We start from the raw sequence: 23,470 nt of genomic DNA, 5'->3' as shown, positions 1-23,470 counted from the left end.
CGGGCTCTGTCGGCCCCTGTCCCACGCTTGTTGATCGACTCGCATCCTGACCATATGGTCAATACGAAACGCATCACAACCTGACCATCCGGTCAATGAAAATCACGAGGACGAATGCCCGGAACCGCCCGCATTTCCCGCATCCGCCCCGGCCGTCGCACAGATATCCGGCAGCAGAATGAGCGCCTCATCCTCGACGCCGCCGAACGCGTCTTCGCCGAGGCGGGCTTCGGCGGCGCGACCATGCAACTCATCGCCGATATGGCGGGCCTGCCCAAGGCCAACCTGCATTACTACTTCCCCACGAAAGAGGATCTCTACCGCCGCGTCGTGCAGAACATCTTCGAAATCTGGCTCGACGCCGCCTCCTCCTTCGACGGCGCGGCAGGCCCGGTGGAAGGCATCGGCGCCTATGTGGAGGCGAAGATGGATATCTCCCGCCGCCACCCCCACGGCTCCAAGGTCTGGGCGGCCGAGGTGATGCATGGCGCGCCCGTGATCCAGGACTATCTCGAAACCACCCTGCGCCAATGGACCGAAGGCCGCATGGCCGTCATCCAGCGCTGGATCGACGAAGGGCAGATGGCCCCCATCGACCCGCGCCACCTGCTCTACATGCTCTGGGCCACGACCCAGCATTACGCCGATTTCGGCCACCAGATCGAAACCCTGAACCAGGGCCGCCCCCTGACCGACGCGCAATGGCGCGAGGCCACCGAAAGCGTCAAGCAGATCATCCTGCGCGGCATCGGCGCGATCTGACCATCGCCCTGCCCGCGGGCCATCTATCCAAAGCCGCGCCCTTGGCCTAGGCTGGCCGCAGTCCCTATCGGTTTGAGTGTTCGCCATGTCCTCCGCCTCCCCTCCCGCGCTGCCAGCCCATGTCAGCCTGCTCCTTGCCAGCCTGCCGCTGCCGCGGCCGACCTCCATCCTCGATGTCGGGGCAAATCCGATCAACGAGGCCCCCTATGCCGCCCTCCTCCGGGCGGGCGGCTGCCATGTCACGGGGTTCGAACCGCAGCCCGCGGCCTATGCCGAACTCCAGCGCATCAAGGGGCCGCAGGAAAGCTATCACCCCCATGCCGTTGGCGATGGCAGCCTCCAGACGCTGCATATCTATGCCAGCAGCGGCCTCACCTCGATCTTCCCGCCGCACCTGCCGGGCCTGCGCGCCCTTGGTCGCGGCCGCTGGGCGCGGGTTCTGGAAAAGCTGCAGATGCAGACCCTCAGCCTAGACCGGATCGAAGGTCTCGCCCCCTGCGACCTGCTCAAGATCGACATTCAGGGCGGCGAGAAGCTGGTCTTCGACCATGCCACCCGCGTCCTGGCCGATGCCGTCGCCGTCATCGTCGAACTGCGCTACATGCAGCTTTATGAGGACGAGCCGATGATGGGCGGCGTCGACGAAAGCCTGCGCGCACAGGGCTTCATGCTGCACAAGTTCCTGTTCAACAAATCCCAGCCCATGCCCAATTCCCAATCCGCGCGCCTGCATCGCCGCCGCAATGCCGATCAGCTGATCGACGGCGACGCCGTCTATCTGCGCCATCCGGGCCGGATCGACGGCTTCAGCGACGGGCAGGTGATGCAGCTTGCCCTCCTCGCCGCCGCCGTGATCGAAAGCCACAGCCTCGCGCTCTATGCGCTGGATGAACTGGTGCGGCGTTCCCTCGTCCCGGCAGATCTGCCCGGGCGCTATGCCGATGCCCTGCCCCCCGCGCTTCTGGTCCGGGATGAACGCGGCGAGGCCGCGCAGGCAGACCCGACGCCCGCCCCATCCCCTGCCGCTGCGGCACCTGCCCCGGCCGCAAAAACCCGTGTCCCCCCCACAAAGCCCGCCGCTTCACGTGCCAAACCCGGCCCGGCCAGCCCGAAAGCGACCCCCGCCAGGAAACCCACGCTGCGCTCTTCGGGTGCATGACCGCCCCCCGATCCGCAAGCAAGGACCGAAAGCCCGATATGGATATCACCGATCTCGAAGCCGAAGCCGCCCGCCTTGTCCTTGCGGAATTCACTGAAGAAACCGCTCTTCGCCTCGGGCTGACCATGATGAACATGGCAAAGCTCGACCGCCTTCCCGTCGTGATCGACATCCGCACCCCCGACCGCACGCTCTTTCACCTCGCCATGCCGGGCTCCGCCCCGATCAACGATCGCTGGGCACGGCGGAAATCCAACACCGCCCTGCATTTCCACCTCGCCTCGCTGCATGTCGGGCGGAACATGGCGGCCAAAGGAGAAAGCCTCGCCATGCACGGCCTCTCCGAAGACGATTATGCCATTCACGGCGGTGCCGTGCCGGTCTGCGTCGCCGGCGCCGGGCTGGTCGCTTGCGCGACCGTCTCGGGCCTGCCGCAGCTGGAAGACCACCGTCTCGTCGTGCGCGCCCTCGACACGCTGCTTCCCGGGGCCTGACACCATCCCGCGCGACCGCCGGTCACGTTCCCGTGATCGTCGGCTGTCCGCGCCCCTGCCTGCACCTAGATCAAATCCTGCAGAACCACAGGAAACAAGAGGGACAGCATGAATTTCAAGGGATTGACCCGTTCGCTCGCCATCGTCGTCGGGATGCTGGTGGCGGTGCCCTATCTGATGATCCTCGCGGTGGAATGATCCGCGCCCCCGCGAAGGCCCTGCGGCCTTCGCGACTGGCCGGGAAAGCGCATGTCGGGCCGCAGGCCCATGGTCACCCCATTTGCCGCTAACGCTTTGCATCCGCCCCGGATATGGGCCAAGGTCGCACAATCGACCCCTGCAAGACCAAAGCCCGCAAAGATGACCCGACCCCGGACCCGCATCCAGAAGAAGAATTCCGAAACCATCCTCGAAGCCGCGCTCGAGGTGTTTTCCACCTACGGCTTCCGGGGGGCGACGCTGGACCAGATCGCCGAGGTGGCGGGCCTGTCGAAACCCAATCTTCTCTATTACTTCCCCTCGAAAGAGGCGATGCACCAGGCCCTGCTGACCCGTCTCCTCGATACCTGGCTCGATCCCCTGCGCGACATGGATCCCGCCGGCGATCCGCTCTCGGAAATCCTTGCCTATGTCCGCCGCAAGATCGAACTCAGCCGCGACTTCCCCCGCGAAAGCCGCCTCTTCGCGAACGAGATCCTGCAAGGCGCGCCGCGCATGCGCGACGCCATCGAAGGCGATCTCAAGCAGTTGGTCGACAGGAAATCGGCCATCCTCGCGGGCTGGATGGACGAAGGGCGCATCGCGCGCCTGCCGCCGCATCACCTGATCTTCTCGATCTGGGCGCTGACGCAGCATTATGCCGATTTCGACATGCAGGTCCGGGCCGTGCTCGGCCCGGATCACGACCCCTTCGCCGAGGCCGGGGCCTATCTGGAAACGCTGTTCCGGAAACTGCTGGCGGTATAGGGGCCGTTAACCCCGACTTTACCCTTGGCTGCCAAACTGGCGGCATGGCACATGACATGACATATCCCCGCCGCACCTCCTGGGCCGAGAGCATCTTTGCCGCCAAGGCGGTCGCGAAGGGTGGCGTGATCCGCCGCGCCATCCGCGATGTGGAGCGCGACATCGGGCGCGCCGCCTTCGAACTCGAAGTTCGGCGCAGAGGCTATCACCTCATAGAATGCGACAGCCAGTATATCGTGATCTGCAACGCAGGCCGCATCAACGTCATCTGCTGACCCCGCCACCGGGCCGGAAAGTTTTCCAGAAAACTTTCCGGCACCCCTTTCCCGAAATCTTCCACTGGAAGATTTCGGGACCAGCGCCCGAAAATTTTCCGCGGAAAATTTTCGGGCTTCGCCGTCTTCGCCCCTACTCGGCCGCCTGCGCCGACGGGTTGTTCGGATGGGTCGTCCAGTTGGCATAGTCCGAAACCACCCGTCCCGTGCGCGGGTCGGTCGCGCCCTTCGGCATCTCCACCATGGTGATGCAGTTCTCCACCGGGCAGACATTGACGCAAAGATTGCAGGCCACGCATTCGTCATCCTTCACGGTAAAGATACGCTCGGGCGACATGGCGATGGCCTGATGGCTGGTATCCTCGCAGGCTGCATAGCAGCGCCCGCATTTGATGCAGGCATCCTGGTCGATCTGCGCCTTGGTGACGTAGTTCAGGTTCAGATCCTGCCATTCGACAAAGTTCGGCACGGCCCGGCCCACCAGCTGATACAGCCGCATGCCCTTCTCGTCCAGATACTGCGACAGGCCCGAAATCATCTCCTGCACGATCTTGAAGCCATAGGTCATCGCGGCCGTGCAGACCTGCACATTGCCCGCCCCCATCGCCAGGAACTCTGCCGCATCCCGCCAGGTCGTCACCCCGCCGATCCCCGAGATCGGCAGTCCCCGCGTCTCGGCATGCCGGGCGATCTCGCCCACCATGTTCAGCGCGATGGGCTTCACCGCCGGCCCGCAATAGCCGCCATGCGACCCCTTGCCATCAATCATCGGGAAGGGCGAAAAGCTGTCCAGATCGACATTCGTCACAGACTTGATCGTGTTGATCAGCGAAACCGCATCCGCCCCCCCCCGTTTCGCCGCCATCGCAGGCGGCAGGATCGAGGTGACATTGGGCGTCAGCTTCACGATGCAGGGCATCTTGGAATAATGCTTCACCCAGGCGGTGACCATCTCGATATATTCCGGCACCTGCCCCACGGCAGAGCCCATGCCCCGTTCGGCCATCCCGTGCGGGCAGCCGAAGTTCAGCTCCACCCCGTCGGCCCCGGTATCCTCGATCCGCATGAGGATGTCCTTCCAGGACTCCTCATCGCAGGGCACCATCAGCGAAATCACCAGCGCCCGGTCCGGATAGTCCTTCTTGACCCGCCGGATCTCCTCAAGGTTCACCGACAAAGGCCGATCCGTGATCAACTCGATATTGTTCAACCCCAGAAGCCGCCGATCCGCCCCCCAGATCGCGCCATAGCGCGGGCCGGACACGTTCACGATCGGCGGCCCCTCGCTCCCCAGCGTCTTCCACACCACCCCGCCCCAGCCCGCGTCAAAGGCGCGGCGGACGTTGTATTCCTTGTCCGTCGGCGGGGCCGAGGCCAGCCAGAACGGGTTGGGCGATTTGATCCCGATGAAATTCGACGTCAGGTCAGCCATGACAAACCTCCATGTTGGCGCGCACGGTCAGGCCACAGCCCGCCGCCGTCTTGCTATCTGAATTGGAATTGCGTCTCAGAACCCGAACAGGTTCCAGAACCAGCCGATGATGATCCCGCCGACCTCGCCGAACTTCGGAATCACATAGGCCCATGCCATCGCGGCCACCACGTTCACGATCAGGAACAGCGGCAGCGACATCTTCATCATGCCCGCGAAGAGGAAGATCACCGGTCGCAACGGCCCGAAGAAATGGCCGATGAACACCGCGCCCATCCCCCATTTGCGGAAGGCCTCCTCGGCCTGCCCCACAAGGTCCGGGTGATCCCGCATCGGCCACATCTTCAGGATGCGATCCCCGAACCGCCAGCCCAGCCACCAGCTGAAGGTCGATCCGACGATAGCCCCCAGCGCCGCCCCGGCCCAGATGGGCAGGAACGGCACCGCCCCCGTGGCCACCGTCGCCCCGACCCCCACGAGGATCGCCGTCGACGGCACCAGAAGCGACAGGAAGGCCGTCGTCTCGGCCGCTGCGAACACCAGCGACAGCCAGAAGGACCACTCCTGATGCCGCTCCATGAAGGCGATGATCGCCTCGGACGAAAGATCCATGATACCTCACCGTTTCCGGCAAGGCACATGGGGCATCTCCGCGCCCCGGTAAAGGGGAGCGTGCGATTTTCATTGCTTGGCCATCAGCGCCGCGTGGATATCCTCCGCCGCATCGCGCCCTTCGGCCACCGCCGTCACGGTCAGGTCTTCGCCCCCCGCCGCGCAGTCGCCCCCGGCCCAGACACCCGGAACCGACGTCCGCCCCGCGCCCGTCACGGCGATCTTGCCACCCGCCAGCGCCAACCCCTCCGGCGCGCCCGACAGCGTCTGCCCGATCGCCTTGAACACCTGATCCGCGCGCAGCCGGAACGTCTCGCCCGTGGATGTCATGCCGTCCGGTCCATCGACGGTATAGGCGAATTCCACCTCCATCGCCGCCCCCGCCTGATGCACGGCCACGGGTGCCGCATTGGTGATGATCCGCACCCCCGCACTCGTCGCATGCTCCTGCTCATAGCCCGAGGCGCTCATCTTCTCCTGCCCGCGCCGATAGACGATGGTCACGTTCTGCGCACCCAAGAGCTTCGACTGCACGGCGGCATCCACGGCGGTCATCCCGCCGCCGATCACCACCACATCGCGCCCGATCGGCAGAACCGACTTGTCCTTCGCCTGCCGCAGTTCCGCGATGAAATCCACCGCAGGGCGCACGCCCGACAATTCCTCGCCCGGCGCGCGCAGGGCATTCACCCCCGCCAGCCCCATCCCAAGGAAGACCGCATCGAAATCCTTCTGCAACTCCGCCAGCGTGACGCCCTTCCCCAGCGCGACCCCGGTCCTCACCGTGATCCCGCCGATCTTCAGCAGCCACTCCACCTCGGCCTGCGCGAAATCATTCGTGCTCTTGTACTGCGCGATCCCGTATTCGTTGAGGCCCCCGGCCTTTGGCCGCGCGTCGAAGATCACGACGTCATGCCCCTTCATCGCCAACCGATGCGCCGCCGCCAGACCGGCAGGCCCCGCCCCCACGACCGCCACCTTCCGCCCCGTCGCAGCGGCGCGCGCAAAGGGATGCACCCCCTTCGCCATCAGCGTATCCGTGGCAAACCTCTGCAACCGCCCGATCTCCACCGGCTTGCCCTCGGCCACCTCGCGCACGCAGACCTCCTCGCACAAAGTCTCGGTCGGGCAGACGCGGGCGCACATGCCGCCCAGGATGTTCTGGCTCAGGATCGTCCGCGCCGCCGCATCCGGCGTGCCGGTCGCGATCTGGCGGATGAACAGCGGGATGTCGATGCTGGTGGGGCAGGCCGTCATGCAGGGCGCGTCATGGCAGAAATAGCAGCGATCCGCCGCCACCCGCGCCTCATGCGCGTCAAGCGGCGCCTCGTGGTCGCTGAAATTCCCGGCAATGGCTTCGGCTGGCAGACGCCCCGGAACGACGCCGGGCGTGAGCGGGCTGTTGGACAAGGCAAATCTCCCTGTTTGTTTTCTTCGTTAAGGAAAACGCTGCCACAGGCCCATATTTTTATCAAACGGTAAAATACACCCGCCGCAGGTTTTTTCCCGACAGCGCCCTCAATCCGCTTTGGGTGCTGCGAAAACAGGCAAACCCGCCCCCAACATCGGCGCTTTTCACCCCCGCGCCTGTCGCGTATAAGGCTCGGCAACCTCCGGGCCACCGCCACCTCGTGGAACCCGGCGAAACCAAGAAACCCGGCGCAACGTCGCCAGCAGAGGACCGGCATGAGCAAGAACACCACCGAAGCCGATGTCGCCTTCATCCAGGCGCTCGCAGAACTTCTGAACAAGAACGAACTGACCGAGCTTTCAGTGAAACGCGAATATGGCGATGACGACAGCCTCGAAGTGCGCGTCATCAAGCAGGTCACCGTGGTTCAGGCAGCACCGTCCTTCGTGCAGCACGCCGCCCCCGCTGCGGGCCCTGCCGCAGCCCCCGCCGCCGCCACCCCGGCCGCCGCCTCCGCAGCGCCGGAAGACCCGGCCCAGCATCCGGGCGCCGTCACCTCGCCGATGGTCGGCACCTGCTACCTCGCCGCCGAACCCGGTGCCGCGCCCTTCGTCACCGTGGGTGCCACCGTGACCGAAGGCCAGACCGTCCTCATCATCGAAGCGATGAAGACCATGAACCACATCCCCGCCCCCAAGGCCGGGACCGTCAAGCGCATCCTCGTCGAAGACGGCACCCCCGTCGAATACGGCGCACCGCTCCTCATCATCGAATAAGGGAACACCCGATGTTCGAGAAAATCCTGATCGCCAACCGGGGCGAGATCGCGCTGCGCGTGATCCGTGCCGCCCGCGAAATGGGGATCAAGTCGGTCGCCGTGCATTCCACGGCGGACGCCGACGCGATGCATGTCCGCATGGCCGACGAATCCGTCTGCATCGGCCCCGCCTCGTCGTCCCAAAGCTACCTGAACAAGGCCGCCATCATCTCGGCCTGCGAAATCACGGGCGCGCAGGCGGTCCATCCCGGCTATGGCTTCCTGTCCGAGAACGCCGCGTTCTCGCAGGCCTTGGAGGACCACGGCATCACCTTCATCGGCCCCTCGGCGGAACATATCCGCATCATGGGCGACAAGATCACCGCCAAGGAAACCGCCAAGGAACTGGGCATCCCGGTCGTCCCCGGCTCTGACGGTGGCGTGCCGGATTACGAAACCGCGCAGACTGTCGCCGCCGAGATCGGCTATCCCGTCATCATCAAGGCCACCGCCGGCGGCGGCGGGCGCGGGATGAAGGTGGCGAAGAACGCCGAAGAACTCGAAATCGCCTTCCGCACCGCGCGCAGCGAAGCCAAGGCCGCCTTCGGCAATGACGAAGTCTATATCGAGAAATACCTGCAAAAGCCCCGCCATATCGAGATTCAGGTCTTCGGTGACGGCAAGGGCAAGGCCGTGCATCTGGGCGAACGCGACTGCTCGCTCCAGCGCCGCCATCAGAAGGTCTTCGAAGAAGCCCCCGGTCCCGCCATCACGCCCAAGATGCGCTCCGAAATCGGGGAAATCTGCGCCAACGCAGTGGCCAAGATCAACTATATCGGCGCGGGCACCATCGAATTCCTCTACGAAGACGGCAAGTTCTACTTCATCGAAATGAACACCCGCCTTCAGGTCGAACATCCGGTGACCGAGGCGATCTTCGGCGTGGACCTCGTCCGCGAACAGATCCGCGTCGCGGCAGGCCTGCCGATGTCCTTCTCGCAGCAGGACCTCGAAATCAACGGCCACGCCATCGAAGTCCGCATCAACGCGGAAAAACTGCCGAACTTCGCCCCCTGCCCCGGCAAGGTGCGCGTCTTCCACGCGCCGGGTGGCCTCGGTGTCCGCATGGATTCGGCGCTTTACGGCGGCTATTCCATCCCGCCCTATTACGACAGCCTGATCGGCAAGCTGATCGTGCATGGCCGCGACCGCCCCGAAGCGCTCGCCCGCCTGAAACGCGCGCTGGGGGAGTTGATCATCGACGGCATCGACACCTCGGTCCCGCTTTTCCACATGCTGCTGGCGGAACCCGATATCCAGAACGGCGACTACAACATCCACTGGCTGGAAAAATGGCTCGCCGCGCAATTCGCGGAATGAAACGGCGCGGCGCCCCACCGGGGCGCCGCTTCCAAATTCCTTCGAAGGAATTTGCAAAATTCTTCGAAGAATTTTGCCCCGGCCCCCGATGAACGCACAGGCCATCACCCCGGAAATCCTGCTCCGCGCCTATGCCGCGGGCATCTTCCCCATGGCCGAAGGCCGCGACGATCCCGAAATCCACTGGGTCGATCCCCGCCGCCGCGGCATCCTGCCCCTCGACGGCTTCCACATCTCGCGCTCGCTCCGCCGCACCCTCCTCCGCTCCGGCTGGCGCGTCACCGCCGACACGGCCTTCGCCGCCACCGTGGACTCCTGCGCCGACCGGGATGAAACCTGGATCAACGACACGATCTTCACGCTTTATGTCGCCCTGCACCGCATGGGCCACGCCCATTCGGTCGAGGTATGGGAAGGATCAGAACTCATCGGCGGCGTCTATGGCGTCACCCTGGGCACCGCCTTCTTCGGCGAAAGCATGTTCTCGCGCCGCACCGATGCATCAAAGGCCGCGCTCGCGTGGTGCGTCCACCGGCTCAAGGCAGGCGGCTTCACCCTCTTCGACACGCAATTCCTGACACCGCATCTGCGCAGCCTCGGCGGCATCGAAATCCCGCGGTCCGACTATCACCGCCGCCTCGCCACCGCGCTGCAAGGCCGGGCTGAGTTCCACCCTGCGGGCTACTCCCCCTCGCCCTCCGACGTGGCAGGCTCCGCCTCTTCCGCCGGGGCCGCCGCCGGGGTCACGCAGCGCAACACCCAGACATCGTAACGCGGATGATCCAGCGCCGACAGCGCGGGTGAAGAGGCCACCATCCAGCCCTCGAAAACCGGCTGGGCGACGCTCGCATCGCGGATCGTCAGATGCGCCTGGGCGTCCGAGGCCGGGTTGTCCGCCGGATAACGGCAGGCATCCATGCGGATCGACAGCCGCCCCGATACCGCCTCCTGCCCCAGCACAAGCTCGATATCCGCCGTCTCGCCCGTCAGCTTGTCCAGCCAGCGCAGGATGCCCGCCTCGGCATTGCGAAACTCCTGCGCCTGCCCCACCCCCGGCAGGGCCGCTGCCATCAGGCAGCAGAGCGCGAAGGCCAGCCGCCGCCTCATTCGACGGCCCCGCCCTCCGCAGCAGGGGCCGCGCCATCCCCGCCGCCGCCCGCGAATTTCATCATCAGCGAGATGACGGAAACCGCCCCCTGCGTATCCTCGATCTCGGCGCCCGGGGCGAGGTTGTCCAGCGATCCGCCCGGCACCAGTTCCACGAAATTCCCGCCCAGCAGCCCTTCGGAAGAAATCAGCGCGGCCGAGTCATCGGGCAATTGCACCGCACTGCGCACGGTCAGCACCGCATCGGCGAAAAAGGTCTGCGGGTTCAGGTCCAGCCCCGTCACCGTGCCCACCTTGACGCCCGCCAGCCGGACATCCGTGCCCACCCGTATCCCCTCGACCGACCGGAAGGAGGCCACCAGATCATAGCTGTCCGTCGTCCGCTCCGTCAGGCCGGTCTCCTGCCCGACATAGACAAGAAAGCCCAGCGCCGCGGCAAGAACCGCGGCCCCTGCCAGAATCTCTGCACGATTCTCGGCCATCACTCGGGCTGCCACGCCTCATAGTCCCGGCGCGCCACCGGATCGGGCCGGCGGATGGATCCGGGCGGGGCATAGGCGGCCTCGGTGCCGGTCAGGTTCTCCTGATGCGGCTTTTCCCAGGGCTTGTGCTTCAGCGGTGCCTTGGTCGGCGGCTGGTCCCAGGTGTGGTGCAGCCAGCCATGCCAGTCGGGCGCAACCCGGCTCGCCTCGGCCTCGCCCTTGAAGATCACCCAGCGCCGCTTGCCGTCGCGGGTTTCGTAATAGACGTTGCCCTGATCGTCCTCGCCCACCTTCACCCCCTTGCGCGAGGTGTAAAGCTGCGTGCCCAGTGTCTGGCCGTTCCACCATGTGACAAGCCGCTTGAGGAAATCCATCATAAGCCTCCGGGAAACCATTGGTCCCCATATGGCCGAAGCCGCCGCAAAGGTCCAGCGCCAAGCCGCCACAGCTGCGGGAAAGTGACCATCTCTTCGGGGCGGCACGATTTTTCTGCGAAAAATCCCGCCCCGCCCCACCCCGATCTTTCGCAGAAAAATCGTCCTTCAGAACGCAGAAGGCGGGCCGCAAGGCCCGCCCTTTCGCCTGGCTTCCGCCGGGGGGATCAGCCCGCCGTCGCCGGTTCCTTCTTCTTCGTCTCGGTGTAAACGAGCATGGGCTTCGCCTCGGCGGAATTCACCGCCTCCTCGTTCACCACAACCTCCTCGACACCGTCCATCCCGGGCAGTTCGAACATGGTATCCAGCAGGATATCCTCCATGATCGACCGCAGCCCCCGGGCGCCGGTCTTGCGCTTGATCGCCCGCTTGGCAATCGCCGTCAGCGCATCCGGCGTGAAGGTCAGCTTCACCCCCTCGATGTCGAACAGCCGCTGATACTGCTTGACCAGCGCGTTCTTCGGCTCTGTCAGGATCGTGACCAGCGCCGCCTCGTCCAGATCGGTCAGCGTGGCGATCACCGGCAGGCGGCCCACGAATTCCGGGATCAGCCCGAACTTCAGCAGATCCTCGGGCTCCAGCTCCTTGAACAATTCGCCCACGCCGCGATCCTCGGGCCCCTTCACCTCGGCCCCGAAGCCGATCGCGCTGCCCTTGTTGCGCTGCGCGATGATCTTCTCCAGCCCCGCAAAGGCCCCGCCGCAGATGAACAGGATGTTCGTCGTGTCCACCTGCAGGAATTCCTGCTGCGGATGCTTCCGGCCCCCCTGCGGCGGAACGCTCGCCACCGTGCCTTCCATGATCTTCAGAAGCGCCTGCTGCACCCCCTCGCCCGATACATCCCGCGTGATCGACGGGTTGTCCGACTTGCGCGTGATCTTGTCCACCTCGTCGATATAGACGATCCCGCGCTGCGCCCGTTCGACGTTGTATTCCGACGCCTGCAACAGCTTCAGGATGATGTTCTCCACATCCTCGCCCACATAGCCCGCTTCCGTCAGCGTCGTCGCATCCGCCATGGTGAAGGGCACATCCAGGATCCGCGCCAGCGTCTGCGCCAGCAGCGTCTTGCCGCAGCCTGTCGGCCCGATCAGCAGGATGTTCGACTTCGACAGCTCGATATCCGCCTTCGACGAATGGTTCAGCCGCTTGTAATGGTTGTGAACCGCGACCGACAGCACGCGCTTGGCATGGATCTGGCCGATCACATAGTCATCCAGCACCTTGCAGATCTCGCGCGGCGTCGGCACCCCTTCGGACGATTTCAGCCCCGAGGTCTTCGTCTCCTCGCGGATGATGTCCATGCAAAGTTCGACACATTCATCGCAGATGAAGACGGTCGGCCCTGCAATCAGCTTGCGCACTTCATGCTGGCTCTTGCCGCAGAACGAGCAATAAAGCGTGTTCTTGCTGTCGCTGCCGGAGTTGTTCGCCATTCCGTCGTCCTCTGCCACGCGCAGGCCGCCCGGGCCCGCCCTTGTCGTGAAAGTCTAGGCCAAGGCCCGCGCCCCCACAATGCCAAAAAGCCCCCGCCCGGTCCGCCCGGACGGGGGCGAAACATCACTTCGACTCGTCTTCCGCCTTGCCGCGGCTTTCCACGATCTCGTCGATCAGACCCCAGGCCTTCGCATCCTCGGCCGACATGAAATTGTCCCGCTCCAGCGCCGCCTCGACCGTGTCGTAATCATTGCCGGTATGCTTGACATAGATCTCGTTCAGCCGCCGCTTCAGCTTCTCGGTCTCGCGCGCATGGATCATGATATCCGTGGCCTGCCCCTGATAGCCGCCGCTGGGCTGGTGGACCATGACCCGCGAATTGGGCAGGCTGAAGCGCATCCCCTTCTGCCCCGCCGTCAAGAGAAGCGATCCCATGGAGGCCGCCTGCCCGATCACCAGCGTGGAAACCTTCGGCTTGATGTATTGCATCGTGTCATAGATCGACAGGCCCGACGTCACCACGCCACCGGGGCTGTTGATGTACATGCTGATTTCCTTCGACGGATTCTCCGCCTCAAGGAACAGAAGCTGCGCGCAGATCAGCGACGACATCCCGTCATGCACCGGGCCGGACAGGAAGATGATCCGCTCCTTCAGCATGCGCGAGAAGATGTCATAGGCCCGCTCGCCCCGGCTGGTCTGTTCAACGACCATGGGAACAAGGGTATTCATGTAGTGTTCGACGGGATCGCGCATTTCGGCCTGCCTTTGTGTCTCACATGATCTAAACGACGGAATGTTGCCAGAGTCTTAGTTGCGTGGACGGGGGGCTGCAAGGGCACCCGGTCGGATTGCCGCTCGCCCCGCCCGGCCCGTGAGGGGGGCTGTCTGCCCCCCACGGCGCGTGCCGCGCCTCCCCCCGAGGATATTTTCCCAACAGATGAAGAGGATAGGCCGGTTCTGCATGGTCTTGCCCCCTGGGCCTCCTCCCTGCCGCGCCCGGGCCGCAGGCGCCTCGCCATGATGCGGCGCCACGACACGCCCGCCTTGCCGGAAAGGGCCGCCCCCCTACCTCTCGCCGCATGACCGCGCTCCCCCTCCCCCTGCCCGCCACACGCGCCGCCGCCACCGCCCGGCTCGACCATTTCCTCCCCCGTGCGGGCCAGGCCTATGCCGCCCGCCGGAACGAGGATCTGCCCGGACATCCCCATGTCTCGGGCCTTGCCCCCTATATCCGCCACCGCCTCCTGACCGAGGCCGAGGCGATCGAGGCCACCCTGCGCGCCCATCCGCAAGGCGCCGACAAGTTCCTGGCAGAGCTTTGGTGGCGCACCTACTGGAAAGGCTGGCTCGAACGCCGGCCCGCCATCTGGTCCGCCTATCGCCAGGGCCTGACCGAGGCACTGAACCGGGTTCAGGCCGAAGCGGGCCTCCGCGCGCAATGGGAGGCCGCCTGCACGGGCCAGACCGGGATCGACGGCTTCGACCACTGGGCGCAGGAACTGGCCGCCACAGGCTATCTCCACAACCACGCCCGCATGTGGTTCGCCTCGATCTGGATCTTCACCCTGCGCCTGCCATGGGAATTGGGGGCGGATTTCTTCCTGCGCCACCTCATCTGTGGCGACCCGGCCTCCAACACCCTGTCATGGCGCTGGGTGGGCGGTCTGCACACGCCCGGCAAGACCTATGCCGCCACGCCCGACAACATCGCCAGGAACACCGGTGGCCGCTTCCGCCCCACGGGCCTTGCCCGCGACTGCCGCCCCCTGCCGATGCAGCCCCACCCCGCCCCACGCCCCGTGCCACAGGGCGACATCCTCCACCCCGATGACCCCACCGCGCTCCTCCTGCATGAGGATGACCTTGCCGGCGACGGCTTCCCCCACCTGCCGCCAGAGACGCCGCTCCTATTCCTCACCACGACCGCGCGCCGCTCTCCCCTTGCCGTGAACCCGCTGGTGACCGCCTTCGTGGACGAAGGCGTCGCCGACACCGCCATCCGCAGGGGCCAACCCGACGCCCCCCGCTTCACCGAAGCCGGGCTCGACGCTCTCGGCGACCAACTCGCAGCCCAAGGCATCCGGCAGCTGGCCACCCCCTACGCCCCCATCGGCCCCACCGCAGCCGCGCTCCAGCGCCTTGCCCCGCTGCTGGCCGACCGGGGCATCCGCCTCGCCCGCCTCCTGCGCGACCATGACGCGCAGTCATGGCCCCATGCGACCCACGGCTTCTTCCGCTTCCGCGAGGCGGTGATGCCCTGACCCGGCGCCGTAGGGCGGGGTTCACCCCGCCACGCGCCAGCGTAAGGCGGGGGTCTCCCCGCCATGCGCCAGCGTAAGGCGGGGTAAACCCCGCCCTACCCGGCCACCATTCCTTAACGCCTCCGGAACCCACCGGTCGCTGCGTGCATACGCCCGTCTGCACTGCGCATCTGCACCGGCCGCTGCACCTATCGGAACGTCCGCACCGCCAGCCAGACCCGCGCCCCCGCCGTCACGAAACACAGCGCCCCAAAAGCCCAGGCCAGGGGTGCAAAGGCCCATGGCACAAGGCAAAGGATCAGGAAAAACCCAATCGTCTCCGTGCCTTCCAGCAAACCGGCGGTGAAATAAAGCGACTTCTCTCCCCGCCCCCGCGTCTCCATCCCCCGCTTTTCGGCCAGCACGGCAAAGCCAAGGAAGGTCGTCCCGTTCACATAGAAGGACGCCAGCAGAAACGCCCCCGCCACCGCATTCACGCCCGGATCGCGCAGCACGAAAGCCATTGGAATCGCAGCATAAAAGACAAAGTCGCAGACGATATCCAGATAGCCCCCGAAATCCGTCTTCCCCCGCGCCCGCGCCACTGCCCCATCCAGCCCATCCGCCACCCGGCTGGCGAGCAATGGCAGCGCCGCCGGCCATCCCGGCCCACCCACAGCGATGATCGCCGCCGCCACCAACCCCAGCCCAAGCCCCGCCAGCGTCACCGCATCCGCGCCAACCCCCTGCGCCGCAAGGCTTTTCCCCATCCGCCCCAGCGCCGGGTCAATGATCCCCCGCATCCAGCCGTCCAGCATCGGCATCACCTTTCCGTATCCCGGGCCACAAGACTGTTGCCAGCCGCCACCCGCCCTAGCTATCCCGGTCCGACCGCGCCTCACAAGCACCGCCAAGGGAGAACCCATGCACCGCCGCACCGCCCTCCAACTCCTCGCAAGCCTCCCCGCCTTCGCCGGGCTTTCCACAAAAGCCCTTGCCGCAGAATGGGATGGCATCCTGTCAGAGGCGCGCGGCCAGACCGTCTACTGGCACGCATGGGGCGGCGATCCCAAGATCAACGATTTCATAACCTGGATCGGGGAAAAGGCGCAGGAACGCTACGGAGTCACCCTCGAACATGTCAAACTCGCCGCCACCTCCGATGCCGTCGCCCGCGTGCTGGCCGAACAGCAGGCAGGGCAGACCGAAGGCGGGGCCGTCGATCTCATCTGGATCAATGGTGAAAACTTCGCCGCCATGAAATCGCAGGGGCTTCTTTACGGTTCCTTTACCGAATACCTGCCCAACTGGCCGCTCGTGGATGTCGCGGGCAAACCCGCCACGGTCACCGATTTCACCCTTCCCACCGAAGGCTTCGAATCCCCATGGGCCATGGCGCAACTCGTCTTCGAACATGATACCGCGCGCCTGCCCCAGCCCCCGCAAAGCCTTGACGCGCTTGCAGAATGGGCCATCGCCAATCCCGGCCGCTTCACCTATCCGCAGCCGCCGGATTACCTTGGCACCACCTTCCTCAAACAGGTCCTCTACGGCGTGATGGAAGACCCCAGCCTGCTGCAATCCCCGGTGGACGAGGCGGCCTATGACGCGCAGGTCGCCCCGCTCTGGGCCTTCCTCGACCGGCTCCACCCCGCGCTCTGGCGGCAGGCCAAGGCCTTCCCGCAGAACGAACCCGCGCTTGGCCAACTGCTTGCCGATGGCGAAATCGACATTTCCTTCGCCTTCAACCCCGGCCGCGCCAGCGCCGAAATCGCCGCCGGAAACCTGCCCGACACCGTCCGCACCTTCGTCCTGCAGGGCGGCACCATCGGCAACGCCTCCTTCGTCGCCATCCCCTTCAACGCCGCCCACCGCGCCGGCGCCCTCGTCATCGCCAACCTCCTCCTCGACCCCGAAGTGCAGGCCCGCGCACAGGACCCGGCCGTCCTCGGCTTCCAGACCGTCCTCGATCTTCAGGCCCTTGCCCCGGAAGACCGCGCAAGGTTCGATGCGCTGGAACTGGGCATCGCCACCCTTTCGCCCGCCGATCTCGGCCCCGTCCTCCTGGAACCCCATGCCTCATGGATGACCCGCATCGCACAGGACTGGACCGCCCGCTACGGGGTGGCGCAGTGAGGCAGGCCGGGCGGGGCAGCCTCCTCCGCCTCGCCCCCCCGCTCACCCTTGCGCTGATGATCCTGCCCGTCCTCGCAGGGCTGGCGGGAACCGTCATTCCCGCCTTCCGCAACGCAGGCGCAGGCGTGGCATCGCTCTTCGCATGGCCCGGCCTGCCCCGCGCCGCCGCCCTCTCCCTCGGCACGGGGCTTGCCTCCACGCTCATCGCCCTCGCACTCACCCTCCTCATCCTCGCGGCCTTCGCGGGCACCCCCACCTTTGCCCGCATCCGCCGCAGCCTTGCGCCGCTCCTTTCGGTCCCCCATGCCGCCGCCGCGCTCGGCCTTGCCTTCCTCATCGCCCCCTCCGGCTGGATCGCCCGCCTCCTCTCGCCCGAGGTGACGGGCTGGCAATCCCCGCCCGACCTCCTCATCCTCAACGATCCATGGGGCCTTTCCCTCACCCTTGGTCTGATCACCAAGGAACTGCCCTTCCTCCTCCTGATGGCCCTCGCCGCCCTGCCGCAACTCGATGCCGACCGCCGCCTCACCACGGCGGCCAGCCTTGGCTACGGGCGGATCGCAGGCTTCACCTTCACCCTCCTGCCCGACCTCTACCGCCAACTCCGCCTGCCCACTTACGCCGTGCTGGCCTATGGCATGACGACGGTGGACATGGCGCTGATCCTCGGCCCCACGCTTCCCCCCACCCTTGCCACCCAGATCACCCTCTGGATGGGCGAGGCCAGCCTCACCATGCGCGACACCGCCGCCGCCGCCGCACTTCTTCAACTGGCACTTGCGATTTCCGCCATAACCATCTGGCGTATAACGGAAATACTTGTCCAAAACCTCCTCGTCCGCGCCGCGTTCCAAGCCCCCCGCCTGCCCAACCTCGACCGTCCCGCCGCCGCCGCCGCCCGCGCGGCCAGCCTCGTGATCACCGGCAGCCTCACCCTCGGCCTCGCGGGCCTCGCGCTCTGGTCGGTCGCGGGCCTCTGGCAATTCCCCGACGCCGTCCCCCAATCCCTCACCCTCCGCACCTGGGTCAGCGCCGCCCCCGCCCTCGGCCAGACCACCGCCACCACGCTGGCCATCGCCGCCACGGCCACGCTGGCCGCCCTCATCCTCACACTCGCCTGCCTGCAGGCCGAGGCGACGCTCAACCTCACACCCACCACCCGCGCGCTGACCCTGCTCTACCTGCCGCTCCTCATCCCGCAGATCGCCTTCCTGCCGGGTCTCCAGATGCTCACCCTCCCCCTCGGCATCGACGGCACCCCCGCCGCCGTCGCCGCCATCCACCTCGTCTTCGTGCTGCCCTATGTCTTCCTTTCGCTCTCGGGTCCCTTCCGCGCCTGGGACAGCCGCATCGCCACCGCCGCCGCCACACTCGGCGCGTCCGAGACGCGTATCTTCTGGCGCCTCCGCCTGCCCATGCTGGCAGGCCCCCTGCTGACGTCCGCCGCCGTGGGCATGGCCGTCTCCATCGGCCAATACCTGCCCACCCTCCTCATCGGCGGCGGCCGCGTCGAAACCCTGACGACCGAGGCCGTCGCCCTCTCCTCCGGTGGCAACCGCCGCCTGATCGGGGCCTATGCCGCGCTCCAACTCCTGCTGCCCGCGCTGGCCTTCGGTCTTGCCATCGCGGCCCCGCTCCTCCTCTGGCGCAACCGCCGCCTGATGCGGGGGCTGGCATGACCGGCACCCTCACGCTTGACCATCTGACCATCACCCTCGGCCCCCGCCGTCTCGTGGCACTCACGCTCTCGATCAAGGCAGGCGAGGTCGCCACCATCATGGGCCCCTCCGGCTCGGGCAAATCCACGGCCCTTGCCGCCATCACCGGCACCCTTGCAGCCGAATTCACAAGAACAGGCCGCATCCTCCTGAATGGAAAAGACATTTCCGAAGAACCGACGCGCCGCCGGGGCATCGGCCTGATGTTTCAGGACCCGGTCCTCTTCCCCCATCTCTCGGTCGGCGGAAACCTGGCCTTCGCCCTTCCCACCCATGTCCGGGGCCGGGCCGCCCGCCAAGCCCGCATTGAAGAGGCCCTCGCCTCCGCCGGCCTCAAAGGCCATGCCGACCGCGACCCCGCAACCCTCTCGGGCGGGCAGAAGGCCCGCGTCGCGCTCCTGCGCACCCTGCTCGCGGAACCGAGCGCCCTCCTGCTCGACGAACCCTTCTCCCGCCTCGATGCCGACCTGCGCGCCCAGATCCGCGCCTTCACCTTCGACCGCGCGCGCCAGGCAGGCATCCCCACCCTCCTCGTCACCCATGATGCCGAAGACGCCCGCGCCGCTGGCGGCCCCGTCCTCTCTCCCCTGGGCGAAACCCTGCCGCTCTGATCCCCACCCCCTCGCGCAAGGCGCGCGCCCCGCCTAGGCTTCCCCCATCGACCCGCCACAGGTGCCCCATGCTCCGCCACGCCGCCCTCTGCCTCGCCCTCGCAGCCACCCCCGCCGCCGCCTGCACCCTCCCCGCCAATGCGAAGGCACTGGCCGCCGAAACGCTGGCCGCGATCAATGCCGAACGGCAGGCCAATCGCCTTTCCCCCCTCACCGCCGATCCCCGCCTTACCCGCGCCGCACAGGACCACGCCTGCGACAGCGCGACCCGCAACCGCATGGGCCATGACGGCAGCGACGGCAGCGATCTGGGCGACCGCGCCGCCCGGGCCGGTTACGATTACCGCGAAATCGCCGAGAACGTGGCGCAGGGCTACCCCTCGCCCGCCACCGTCACCCAAGGCTGGATGGAAAGCCGCGGCCACCGCCGCAACCTCCTGATGCGCAACGCAAAAGACGCTGGCATCGGCATCGCCATCGGGCGCGGCGGCGATCTGCACTGGGTGCTGAATCTCGGCCGGAACTAGGCCCGACCCGCCCCTTCATCTTGGCCCAAATACCCAAATTCCAACGGCAACACCAAGGCCGACGCCGGGATCACAGCGCCAGCAGCACCTCCGCCCGCAACCCGCCCAGACTGGCGCTCTCCCCCAGCCGCAACTCGCCGCCATGGCTCCGCGCGATATCCGCCGCGATGGAAAGGCCAAGCCCCACGCCGCCGCCCCGGTTCGGGTCGCGCGCCGCATCAAGGCGGCTGAAGGGCTGCACCGCCTCGGCCCGCCGCGCCGCCGGGATGCCCGGCCCGTCATCCTCCACCACCAGCCGCAGCCAGCGCTCGCCCATCGCCACCGTCACCACCGCCCGGCTGCCATAGCGCAGCGCATTGTTCACAAGGTTCTCCAGCGCCCGCGTCACCGCCTGCGGCCGCAGCATCACCTGCCCCACCGCCTCCGGGGCCCGCATCTCCACCCGTTTGCCCAACCGCGCCGCGTTCTCCACCACATGCCGCACCAGCGCCAGCGGATCGACCGCCTCCACCGCCTCGGTCGCATCGCCCCGCGCAAAGGACAGGAATTCGTCCACCAGCCGCTCCATCTCGGCCACATCCGACAACAGCGCCCGCGTCTCCTCATCCTCGGGCAAGAGCGAAAGCCCCAGCCGCATCCGCGTCAGCGGCGTGCGCAGGTCATGGCTCACCCCCGACAGCATCAGCGTCCGCTGCTCGATCTGCCGCTCGATCCGCGCGCGCATGTCCAGAAAGGCCCGCCCCGCCGCCCGCACCTCCGTCGCCCCGCGCGGGCTATAGGGGATCACCTGCCCCTTCCCGAAGGCCTCCGCCGCCCCCGCCAGCCGCTCGATGGGCCGCAACTGGTTGGACAGGAACAGATAGGCGATGATCGTCATCAGGATGGATGTCGCGATCATCAGGACCAGCAACTGATGCGGATTGGTGGCCGACATCCGCGCCCGGTTCACCACCACCGCCATCTCGCCCCAGCGCGTCGGCAGATGCAGCCGCACCTTGCCATCGCCCTCCACCAGATCGACAGGCGCCAGCCCGGGAAGTGCTGCCCGCAGCGTGCGGATCACCACCCGCCCCGACAGATCGACCAGTTCCGTCCGATCCGCCACCGGGGCCGCATCGCCCGCAGGCAAGGCCACCTCCACCTCCAGCGGCCCCGCCGCGCGCAGCACCTCCGCCCGCGCGGCATCCAGCGATCCCGCCGCCTCCGCCAGATCCAGCAAAAGCTGCAACTCCGCCGCCACCCCGCCCGTCAACTGCTCGGTCACCCGTTCGAAATGGCGCTGGATGAAGGTCACCGAAACGACAAGCTGGATCGTGACGATGGGCACGATCAGGATCAGCGCGGCGCGGCCATAAAGACCACGGGGAAGGAGGGACTTGCGGGCCATCGACCGTCAGCCTAGCCTCCTGCCCGCAGCTTGGGAAGAGGAGCCCATGGCACAGTCACCCTTTCCCCTCCCCCCAGACCGGGACATGCCGCGCCTGCGCCATCTGCTGGCCCCCAACCCCTCGCCGCTCACCTTCCACGGCACCAATACCTATCTGCTCGGCTCCGGTCAGGTGGCCGTCATCGACCCCGGCCCCGAGGATGACCGCCACCTCGCCGCGATCCTTGCCGCCCTCGACCCCGGCGAAAGGATCAGCCACATCCTCGTCACCCACAGCCATCGCGACCATAGCGCCCTCGCCCCCCGCCTCTCCGCCGCCACGGGCGCACCTGTCCTCGCCTTCGGCAGGGCGACCGATGGGCGCTCCCCCCTCATGTCCCGCCTCGCAGCGGCTGGCCTCACCGCAGGCGGCGACGGCCTCGACACGGATTTCACCCCCGACGCACGGCTTGACGACGGCAGCACGCTCCACGGCCCGGACTGGTCGCTCACCGCCCTCCACACGCCCGGCCATCTCGGCAACCACCTCTGCTTCGCCTTGGGCGGGTGGCTCTTCTCCGGCGATCACGTCATGGGATGGAGCAGTTCGGTCATCTCCCCGCCCGATGGCGACATGGCCGCCTATTGCACGGCGCTCCAGCGCCTGCAGGGCGAGCCTTGGGACCGCTTCCTCCCCGGCCACGGCGATCCGATCCCGGACCCGGCCGAAAGGCTGCACGCCCTCCTGACCCACCGCCACCAGCGCGAGACGCAGATCCTCGCCCTCCTGTCCGGGGCCCCGGCCGATCCCGGCAGCCTGACGATGCGGCTCTACCACGACACGCCCCCCGCGCTCCATCCCGCCGCGCGCCGCAACGTCCTTGCCCATTTGCTTGATCTGCTTGAAAATAACCGCGTCCGAACGTCAGACCCCACCGCCCCCGACGCGATCTTCCACCTGACCTGACCGCACCCGCGCTTTTTCTCTCCACACCCCCTTGCCCCCCCGAAACACCCTTGCTATACGGCCCACGTGTTCCGGCGTAGCTCAGCGGTAGAGCAGTTGACTGTTAATCAATTGGTCGTAGGTTCGATCCCTACCGCCGGAGCCAAATCTTCCAGATTTTTCAGCTACATACAGAACCACCCCAAGGGGCGGTTTCTGGTGTGGGTTTTCTGGGGAACGCGGGGGGAACACGCGGGATTGCCTTTGCGCCAGGACGAGGCCAACAAACGAAATTGCGCGCAAGGCCAAGATGATTGCCGGTTCCTGTCTAGAACCAATGATCGCTTCCGTGTGCAGACATATTGCAAGATTCCACAAGCAAACTTCAGACCCCATGTCTCGCGGAAGCGATATCAAATAGATCAATCTTATCAATTTTCGATCCGTGAATCACTATCGTCAATATCGCAGGATGCTTGAAGCGCATCTCACTAACTCGAAAAGTCCACAACATGATCTTTAGCAACTCCTCATCATTGATTAATTTGTGACCCTTGATTCTCGTTATTCCTGACCCAAACACCGTTACGGAAACACTCTTTCCGGCATAGACTTTGTTCACACGATCCCAAAAGTTCATGAGAAACTCTAGATACTCTGGCATTGTGAGAGTGGCCCGATCGCTATCGTCAAACTTAGCAAAGGCAGTAAGGAGAAAATCACCATACCTTACAATAGTTCCAAGCCTGTAGCGTTGAGTCTTTCCGGATGTCCTGTTTGAATTAACAGATCCGACCTCATTTTCTTCAAACCTATACGATTCGATAAAAGCATCAAGATGTGAAACTGGAATATCAAGGTAGCTCGTGATAAATGCGCCATTGACAGTGTTTTTGGCGATTATTTTATCATCGACGATTGTGTCAAAATACTCATTGCATGCAATCACCTTAAGGTCGTCTTCTTCAAAAATGTCACCAACCTTAATTTTGACAGTTGTGCCCTCAATCTTCACAGAAATGCTTCTAAGTTTATTGGCGCGCAACCAAACGTACACGTATATGATTGCCAGCACCAATGCAAGAAGTGCCAGACCACGCAATCTCCAGCTCTCCGGGACTTGGACAAACAACAGAACCCCACATTCTCCAAGTAAGTCGCTGATTTCGCTGTCGTAATCGTGATATTTCGCATATAAATCATGGCGTTGACGGC

At 65.7% G+C, this 23,470-nt stretch carries 25 protein-coding genes and 1 tRNA gene; 15 read left to right on the top strand and 11 right to left on the bottom strand.

Going from position 1 to position 23,470, the window contains the following annotated elements; translation table 11 throughout:
- Nucleotides 1-114 precede the first annotated feature (114 nt).
- The 5 genes from G5V65_RS18050 (at nucleotide 115) to G5V65_RS18030 (ending at nucleotide 3,656) form a co-directional block, all read left to right on the top strand.
- Nucleotides 115-762, top strand: coding sequence for a TetR/AcrR family transcriptional regulator (locus tag G5V65_RS18050; protein WP_165052918.1), 648 nt, complete (start codon nucleotides 115-117; stop codon nucleotides 760-762).
- A gap of 85 nt (nucleotides 763-847) precedes the next feature.
- On the top strand, nucleotides 848-1,921 hold the full coding sequence (locus G5V65_RS18045; RefSeq protein ID WP_165052915.1) for an FkbM family methyltransferase: 1,074 nt from the start codon (nucleotides 848-850) through the stop codon (nucleotides 1,919-1,921).
- The gene (locus G5V65_RS18040) at nucleotides 1,918-2,415 is read left to right on the top strand and encodes a heme-degrading domain-containing protein (RefSeq protein WP_241250635.1); all 498 of its coding nucleotides are present in this window, start codon (nucleotides 1,918-1,920) and stop codon (nucleotides 2,413-2,415) included. Before G5V65_RS18045 ends, G5V65_RS18040 begins: the two co-directional genes overlap by 4 nt.
- A 360-nt stretch (nucleotides 2,416-2,775) precedes the next feature.
- On the top strand, nucleotides 2,776-3,381 hold the full coding sequence (locus G5V65_RS18035) for a TetR family transcriptional regulator C-terminal domain-containing protein (protein WP_165052913.1): 606 nt from the start codon (nucleotides 2,776-2,778) through the stop codon (nucleotides 3,379-3,381).
- A gap of 56 nt (nucleotides 3,382-3,437) precedes the next feature.
- Nucleotides 3,438-3,656 (top strand): hypothetical protein, encoded by a 219-nt coding sequence (locus tag G5V65_RS18030; RefSeq protein ID WP_241250634.1) that lies wholly within the window; start codon nucleotides 3,438-3,440, stop codon nucleotides 3,654-3,656.
- 133 nt (nucleotides 3,657-3,789) lie between these two features.
- Here G5V65_RS18030 and preA read toward each other — a convergent pair whose 3' ends face one another.
- The 3 genes from preA to G5V65_RS18015 form a co-directional block, all read right to left on the bottom strand.
- Nucleotides 3,790-5,088, bottom strand: coding sequence for an NAD-dependent dihydropyrimidine dehydrogenase subunit PreA (gene preA, locus G5V65_RS18025; protein ID WP_165052909.1), 1,299 nt, complete (start codon nucleotides 5,086-5,088; stop codon nucleotides 3,790-3,792).
- Between the two features lie 75 nt (nucleotides 5,089-5,163).
- Complete coding sequence (locus G5V65_RS18020; RefSeq protein ID WP_165052907.1) at nucleotides 5,164-5,700, bottom strand: DedA family protein; 537 nt, start codon at nucleotides 5,698-5,700, stop codon at nucleotides 5,164-5,166.
- A gap of 69 nt (nucleotides 5,701-5,769) precedes the next feature.
- A complete protein-coding gene (locus G5V65_RS18015) occupies nucleotides 5,770-7,110 on the bottom strand; it encodes an NAD(P)-dependent oxidoreductase (RefSeq protein ID WP_165052905.1) in 1,341 nt (446 codons plus the stop codon).
- Nucleotides 7,111-7,386: 276 nt separating this feature from the next.
- Between G5V65_RS18015 and accB the strand changes: the two genes are divergently transcribed.
- The 3 genes from accB (at nucleotide 7,387) to aat (ending at nucleotide 10,020) form a co-directional block, all read left to right on the top strand.
- Nucleotides 7,387-7,887, top strand: a complete 501-nt coding sequence (accB, locus tag G5V65_RS18010) for an acetyl-CoA carboxylase biotin carboxyl carrier protein (RefSeq protein ID WP_165052903.1) — start codon at nucleotides 7,387-7,389, stop codon at nucleotides 7,885-7,887.
- A gap of 11 nt (nucleotides 7,888-7,898) precedes the next feature.
- Nucleotides 7,899-9,248 carry an acetyl-CoA carboxylase biotin carboxylase subunit gene (gene accC / locus G5V65_RS18005; protein ID WP_165052901.1) on the top strand — a complete coding sequence of 450 codons (1,350 nt, stop codon included), beginning with the start codon at nucleotides 7,899-7,901 and terminating at the stop codon, nucleotides 9,246-9,248.
- A gap of 88 nt (nucleotides 9,249-9,336) precedes the next feature.
- Entirely contained in the window at nucleotides 9,337-10,020 is a 684-nt protein-coding gene (gene aat / locus G5V65_RS18000; protein WP_165052899.1) for a leucyl/phenylalanyl-tRNA--protein transferase, read from the top strand.
- Here the strand turns inward: aat and G5V65_RS17995 are convergent.
- The 5 genes from G5V65_RS17995 to G5V65_RS17975 form a co-directional block, all read right to left on the bottom strand.
- A complete protein-coding gene (locus G5V65_RS17995) occupies nucleotides 9,930-10,355 on the bottom strand; it encodes a DUF2155 domain-containing protein (protein ID WP_165052896.1) in 426 nt (141 codons plus the stop codon). The two genes, aat and G5V65_RS17995, sit on opposite strands and share 91 nt — an antisense overlap.
- Entirely contained in the window at nucleotides 10,352-10,837 is a 486-nt protein-coding gene (gene mlaD, locus G5V65_RS17990) for an outer membrane lipid asymmetry maintenance protein MlaD (protein WP_165052894.1), read from the bottom strand. Before mlaD ends, G5V65_RS17995 begins: the two co-directional genes overlap by 4 nt.
- Nucleotides 10,837-11,211 (bottom strand): NADH:ubiquinone oxidoreductase subunit NDUFA12, encoded by a 375-nt coding sequence (locus G5V65_RS17985; protein WP_165052892.1) that lies wholly within the window; start codon nucleotides 11,209-11,211, stop codon nucleotides 10,837-10,839. The genes mlaD and G5V65_RS17985 overlap by 1 nt, the downstream gene beginning before the upstream one ends.
- A gap of 227 nt (nucleotides 11,212-11,438) precedes the next feature.
- Nucleotides 11,439-12,707, bottom strand: a complete 1,269-nt coding sequence (gene clpX, locus G5V65_RS17980) for an ATP-dependent Clp protease ATP-binding subunit ClpX (RefSeq protein WP_165052890.1) — start codon at nucleotides 12,705-12,707, stop codon at nucleotides 11,439-11,441.
- 124 nt (nucleotides 12,708-12,831) lie between these two features.
- The gene (locus G5V65_RS17975; RefSeq protein ID WP_165052888.1) at nucleotides 12,832-13,464 is read right to left on the bottom strand and encodes an ATP-dependent Clp protease proteolytic subunit; all 633 of its coding nucleotides are present in this window, start codon (nucleotides 13,462-13,464) and stop codon (nucleotides 12,832-12,834) included.
- Nucleotides 13,465-13,790: 326 nt separating this feature from the next.
- Here G5V65_RS17975 and G5V65_RS17970 point away from each other — a divergent pair, with 326 nt between their 5' ends.
- Nucleotides 13,791-14,972, top strand: a complete 1,182-nt coding sequence (locus G5V65_RS17970) for an FAD-binding domain-containing protein (protein WP_165052886.1) — start codon at nucleotides 13,791-13,793, stop codon at nucleotides 14,970-14,972.
- Between the two features lie 188 nt (nucleotides 14,973-15,160).
- Here the strand turns inward: G5V65_RS17970 and G5V65_RS17965 are convergent, their stop codons facing one another.
- Nucleotides 15,161-15,769, bottom strand: coding sequence for a CDP-alcohol phosphatidyltransferase family protein (locus G5V65_RS17965; protein WP_165052979.1), 609 nt, complete (start codon nucleotides 15,767-15,769; stop codon nucleotides 15,161-15,163).
- 106 nt (nucleotides 15,770-15,875) lie between these two features.
- Here G5V65_RS17965 and G5V65_RS17960 point away from each other — a divergent pair, with 106 nt between their 5' ends.
- The 4 genes from G5V65_RS17960 to G5V65_RS17945 all read left to right on the top strand — a co-directional run bounded on the left by G5V65_RS17960 (nucleotide 15,876) and on the right by G5V65_RS17945 (nucleotide 19,943).
- Nucleotides 15,876-17,087 (top strand): ABC transporter substrate-binding protein, encoded by a 1,212-nt coding sequence (locus G5V65_RS17960; protein ID WP_165052885.1) that lies wholly within the window; start codon nucleotides 15,876-15,878, stop codon nucleotides 17,085-17,087.
- A gap of 56 nt (nucleotides 17,088-17,143) precedes the next feature.
- The gene (locus G5V65_RS17955; protein ID WP_241250636.1) at nucleotides 17,144-18,766 is read left to right on the top strand and encodes an ABC transporter permease; all 1,623 of its coding nucleotides are present in this window, start codon (nucleotides 17,144-17,146) and stop codon (nucleotides 18,764-18,766) included.
- Nucleotides 18,763-19,416, top strand: coding sequence for an ATP-binding cassette domain-containing protein (locus G5V65_RS17950; protein WP_165052881.1), 654 nt, complete (start codon nucleotides 18,763-18,765; stop codon nucleotides 19,414-19,416). Before G5V65_RS17955 ends, G5V65_RS17950 begins: the two co-directional genes overlap by 4 nt.
- 68 nt (nucleotides 19,417-19,484) lie before the next feature.
- A complete protein-coding gene (locus tag G5V65_RS17945) occupies nucleotides 19,485-19,943 on the top strand; it encodes a CAP domain-containing protein (protein ID WP_165052879.1) in 459 nt (152 codons plus the stop codon).
- A 70-nt stretch (nucleotides 19,944-20,013) separates the two neighbouring features.
- On the opposite strand, the gene G5V65_RS17940 is transcribed toward G5V65_RS17945, so the two are convergent.
- Nucleotides 20,014-21,330, bottom strand: a complete 1,317-nt coding sequence (locus tag G5V65_RS17940; RefSeq protein ID WP_165052876.1) for an ATP-binding protein — start codon at nucleotides 21,328-21,330, stop codon at nucleotides 20,014-20,016.
- A gap of 85 nt (nucleotides 21,331-21,415) precedes the next feature.
- Between G5V65_RS17940 and G5V65_RS17935 the strand changes: the two genes are divergently transcribed.
- Both G5V65_RS17935 and G5V65_RS17930 read left to right on the top strand, forming a co-directional pair.
- A complete protein-coding gene (locus G5V65_RS17935) occupies nucleotides 21,416-22,276 on the top strand; it encodes an MBL fold metallo-hydrolase (protein ID WP_241250633.1) in 861 nt (286 codons plus the stop codon).
- Nucleotides 22,277-22,346: 70 nt separating this feature from the next.
- Nucleotides 22,347-22,421: transfer RNA gene (locus G5V65_RS17930), tRNA-Asn, on the top strand.
- A 219-nt stretch (nucleotides 22,422-22,640) separates the two neighbouring features.
- Here G5V65_RS17930 and G5V65_RS17925 read toward each other — a convergent pair.
- A partial coding sequence (locus G5V65_RS17925) for a macro domain-containing protein (RefSeq protein WP_165052872.1) occupies nucleotides 22,641-23,470 on the bottom strand: 830 nt, incomplete at its 5' end.

Origin of the sequence: Paragemmobacter kunshanensis, from assembly GCF_011059185.1 — a bacterium.
In the GTDB taxonomy this organism is placed as follows: domain Bacteria; phylum Pseudomonadota; class Alphaproteobacteria; order Rhodobacterales; family Rhodobacteraceae; genus Paragemmobacter; species Paragemmobacter kunshanensis.
Note: the sequence above shows the minus strand (reverse complement) of the source record. Positions and strands in the feature narration are given on the sequence as shown.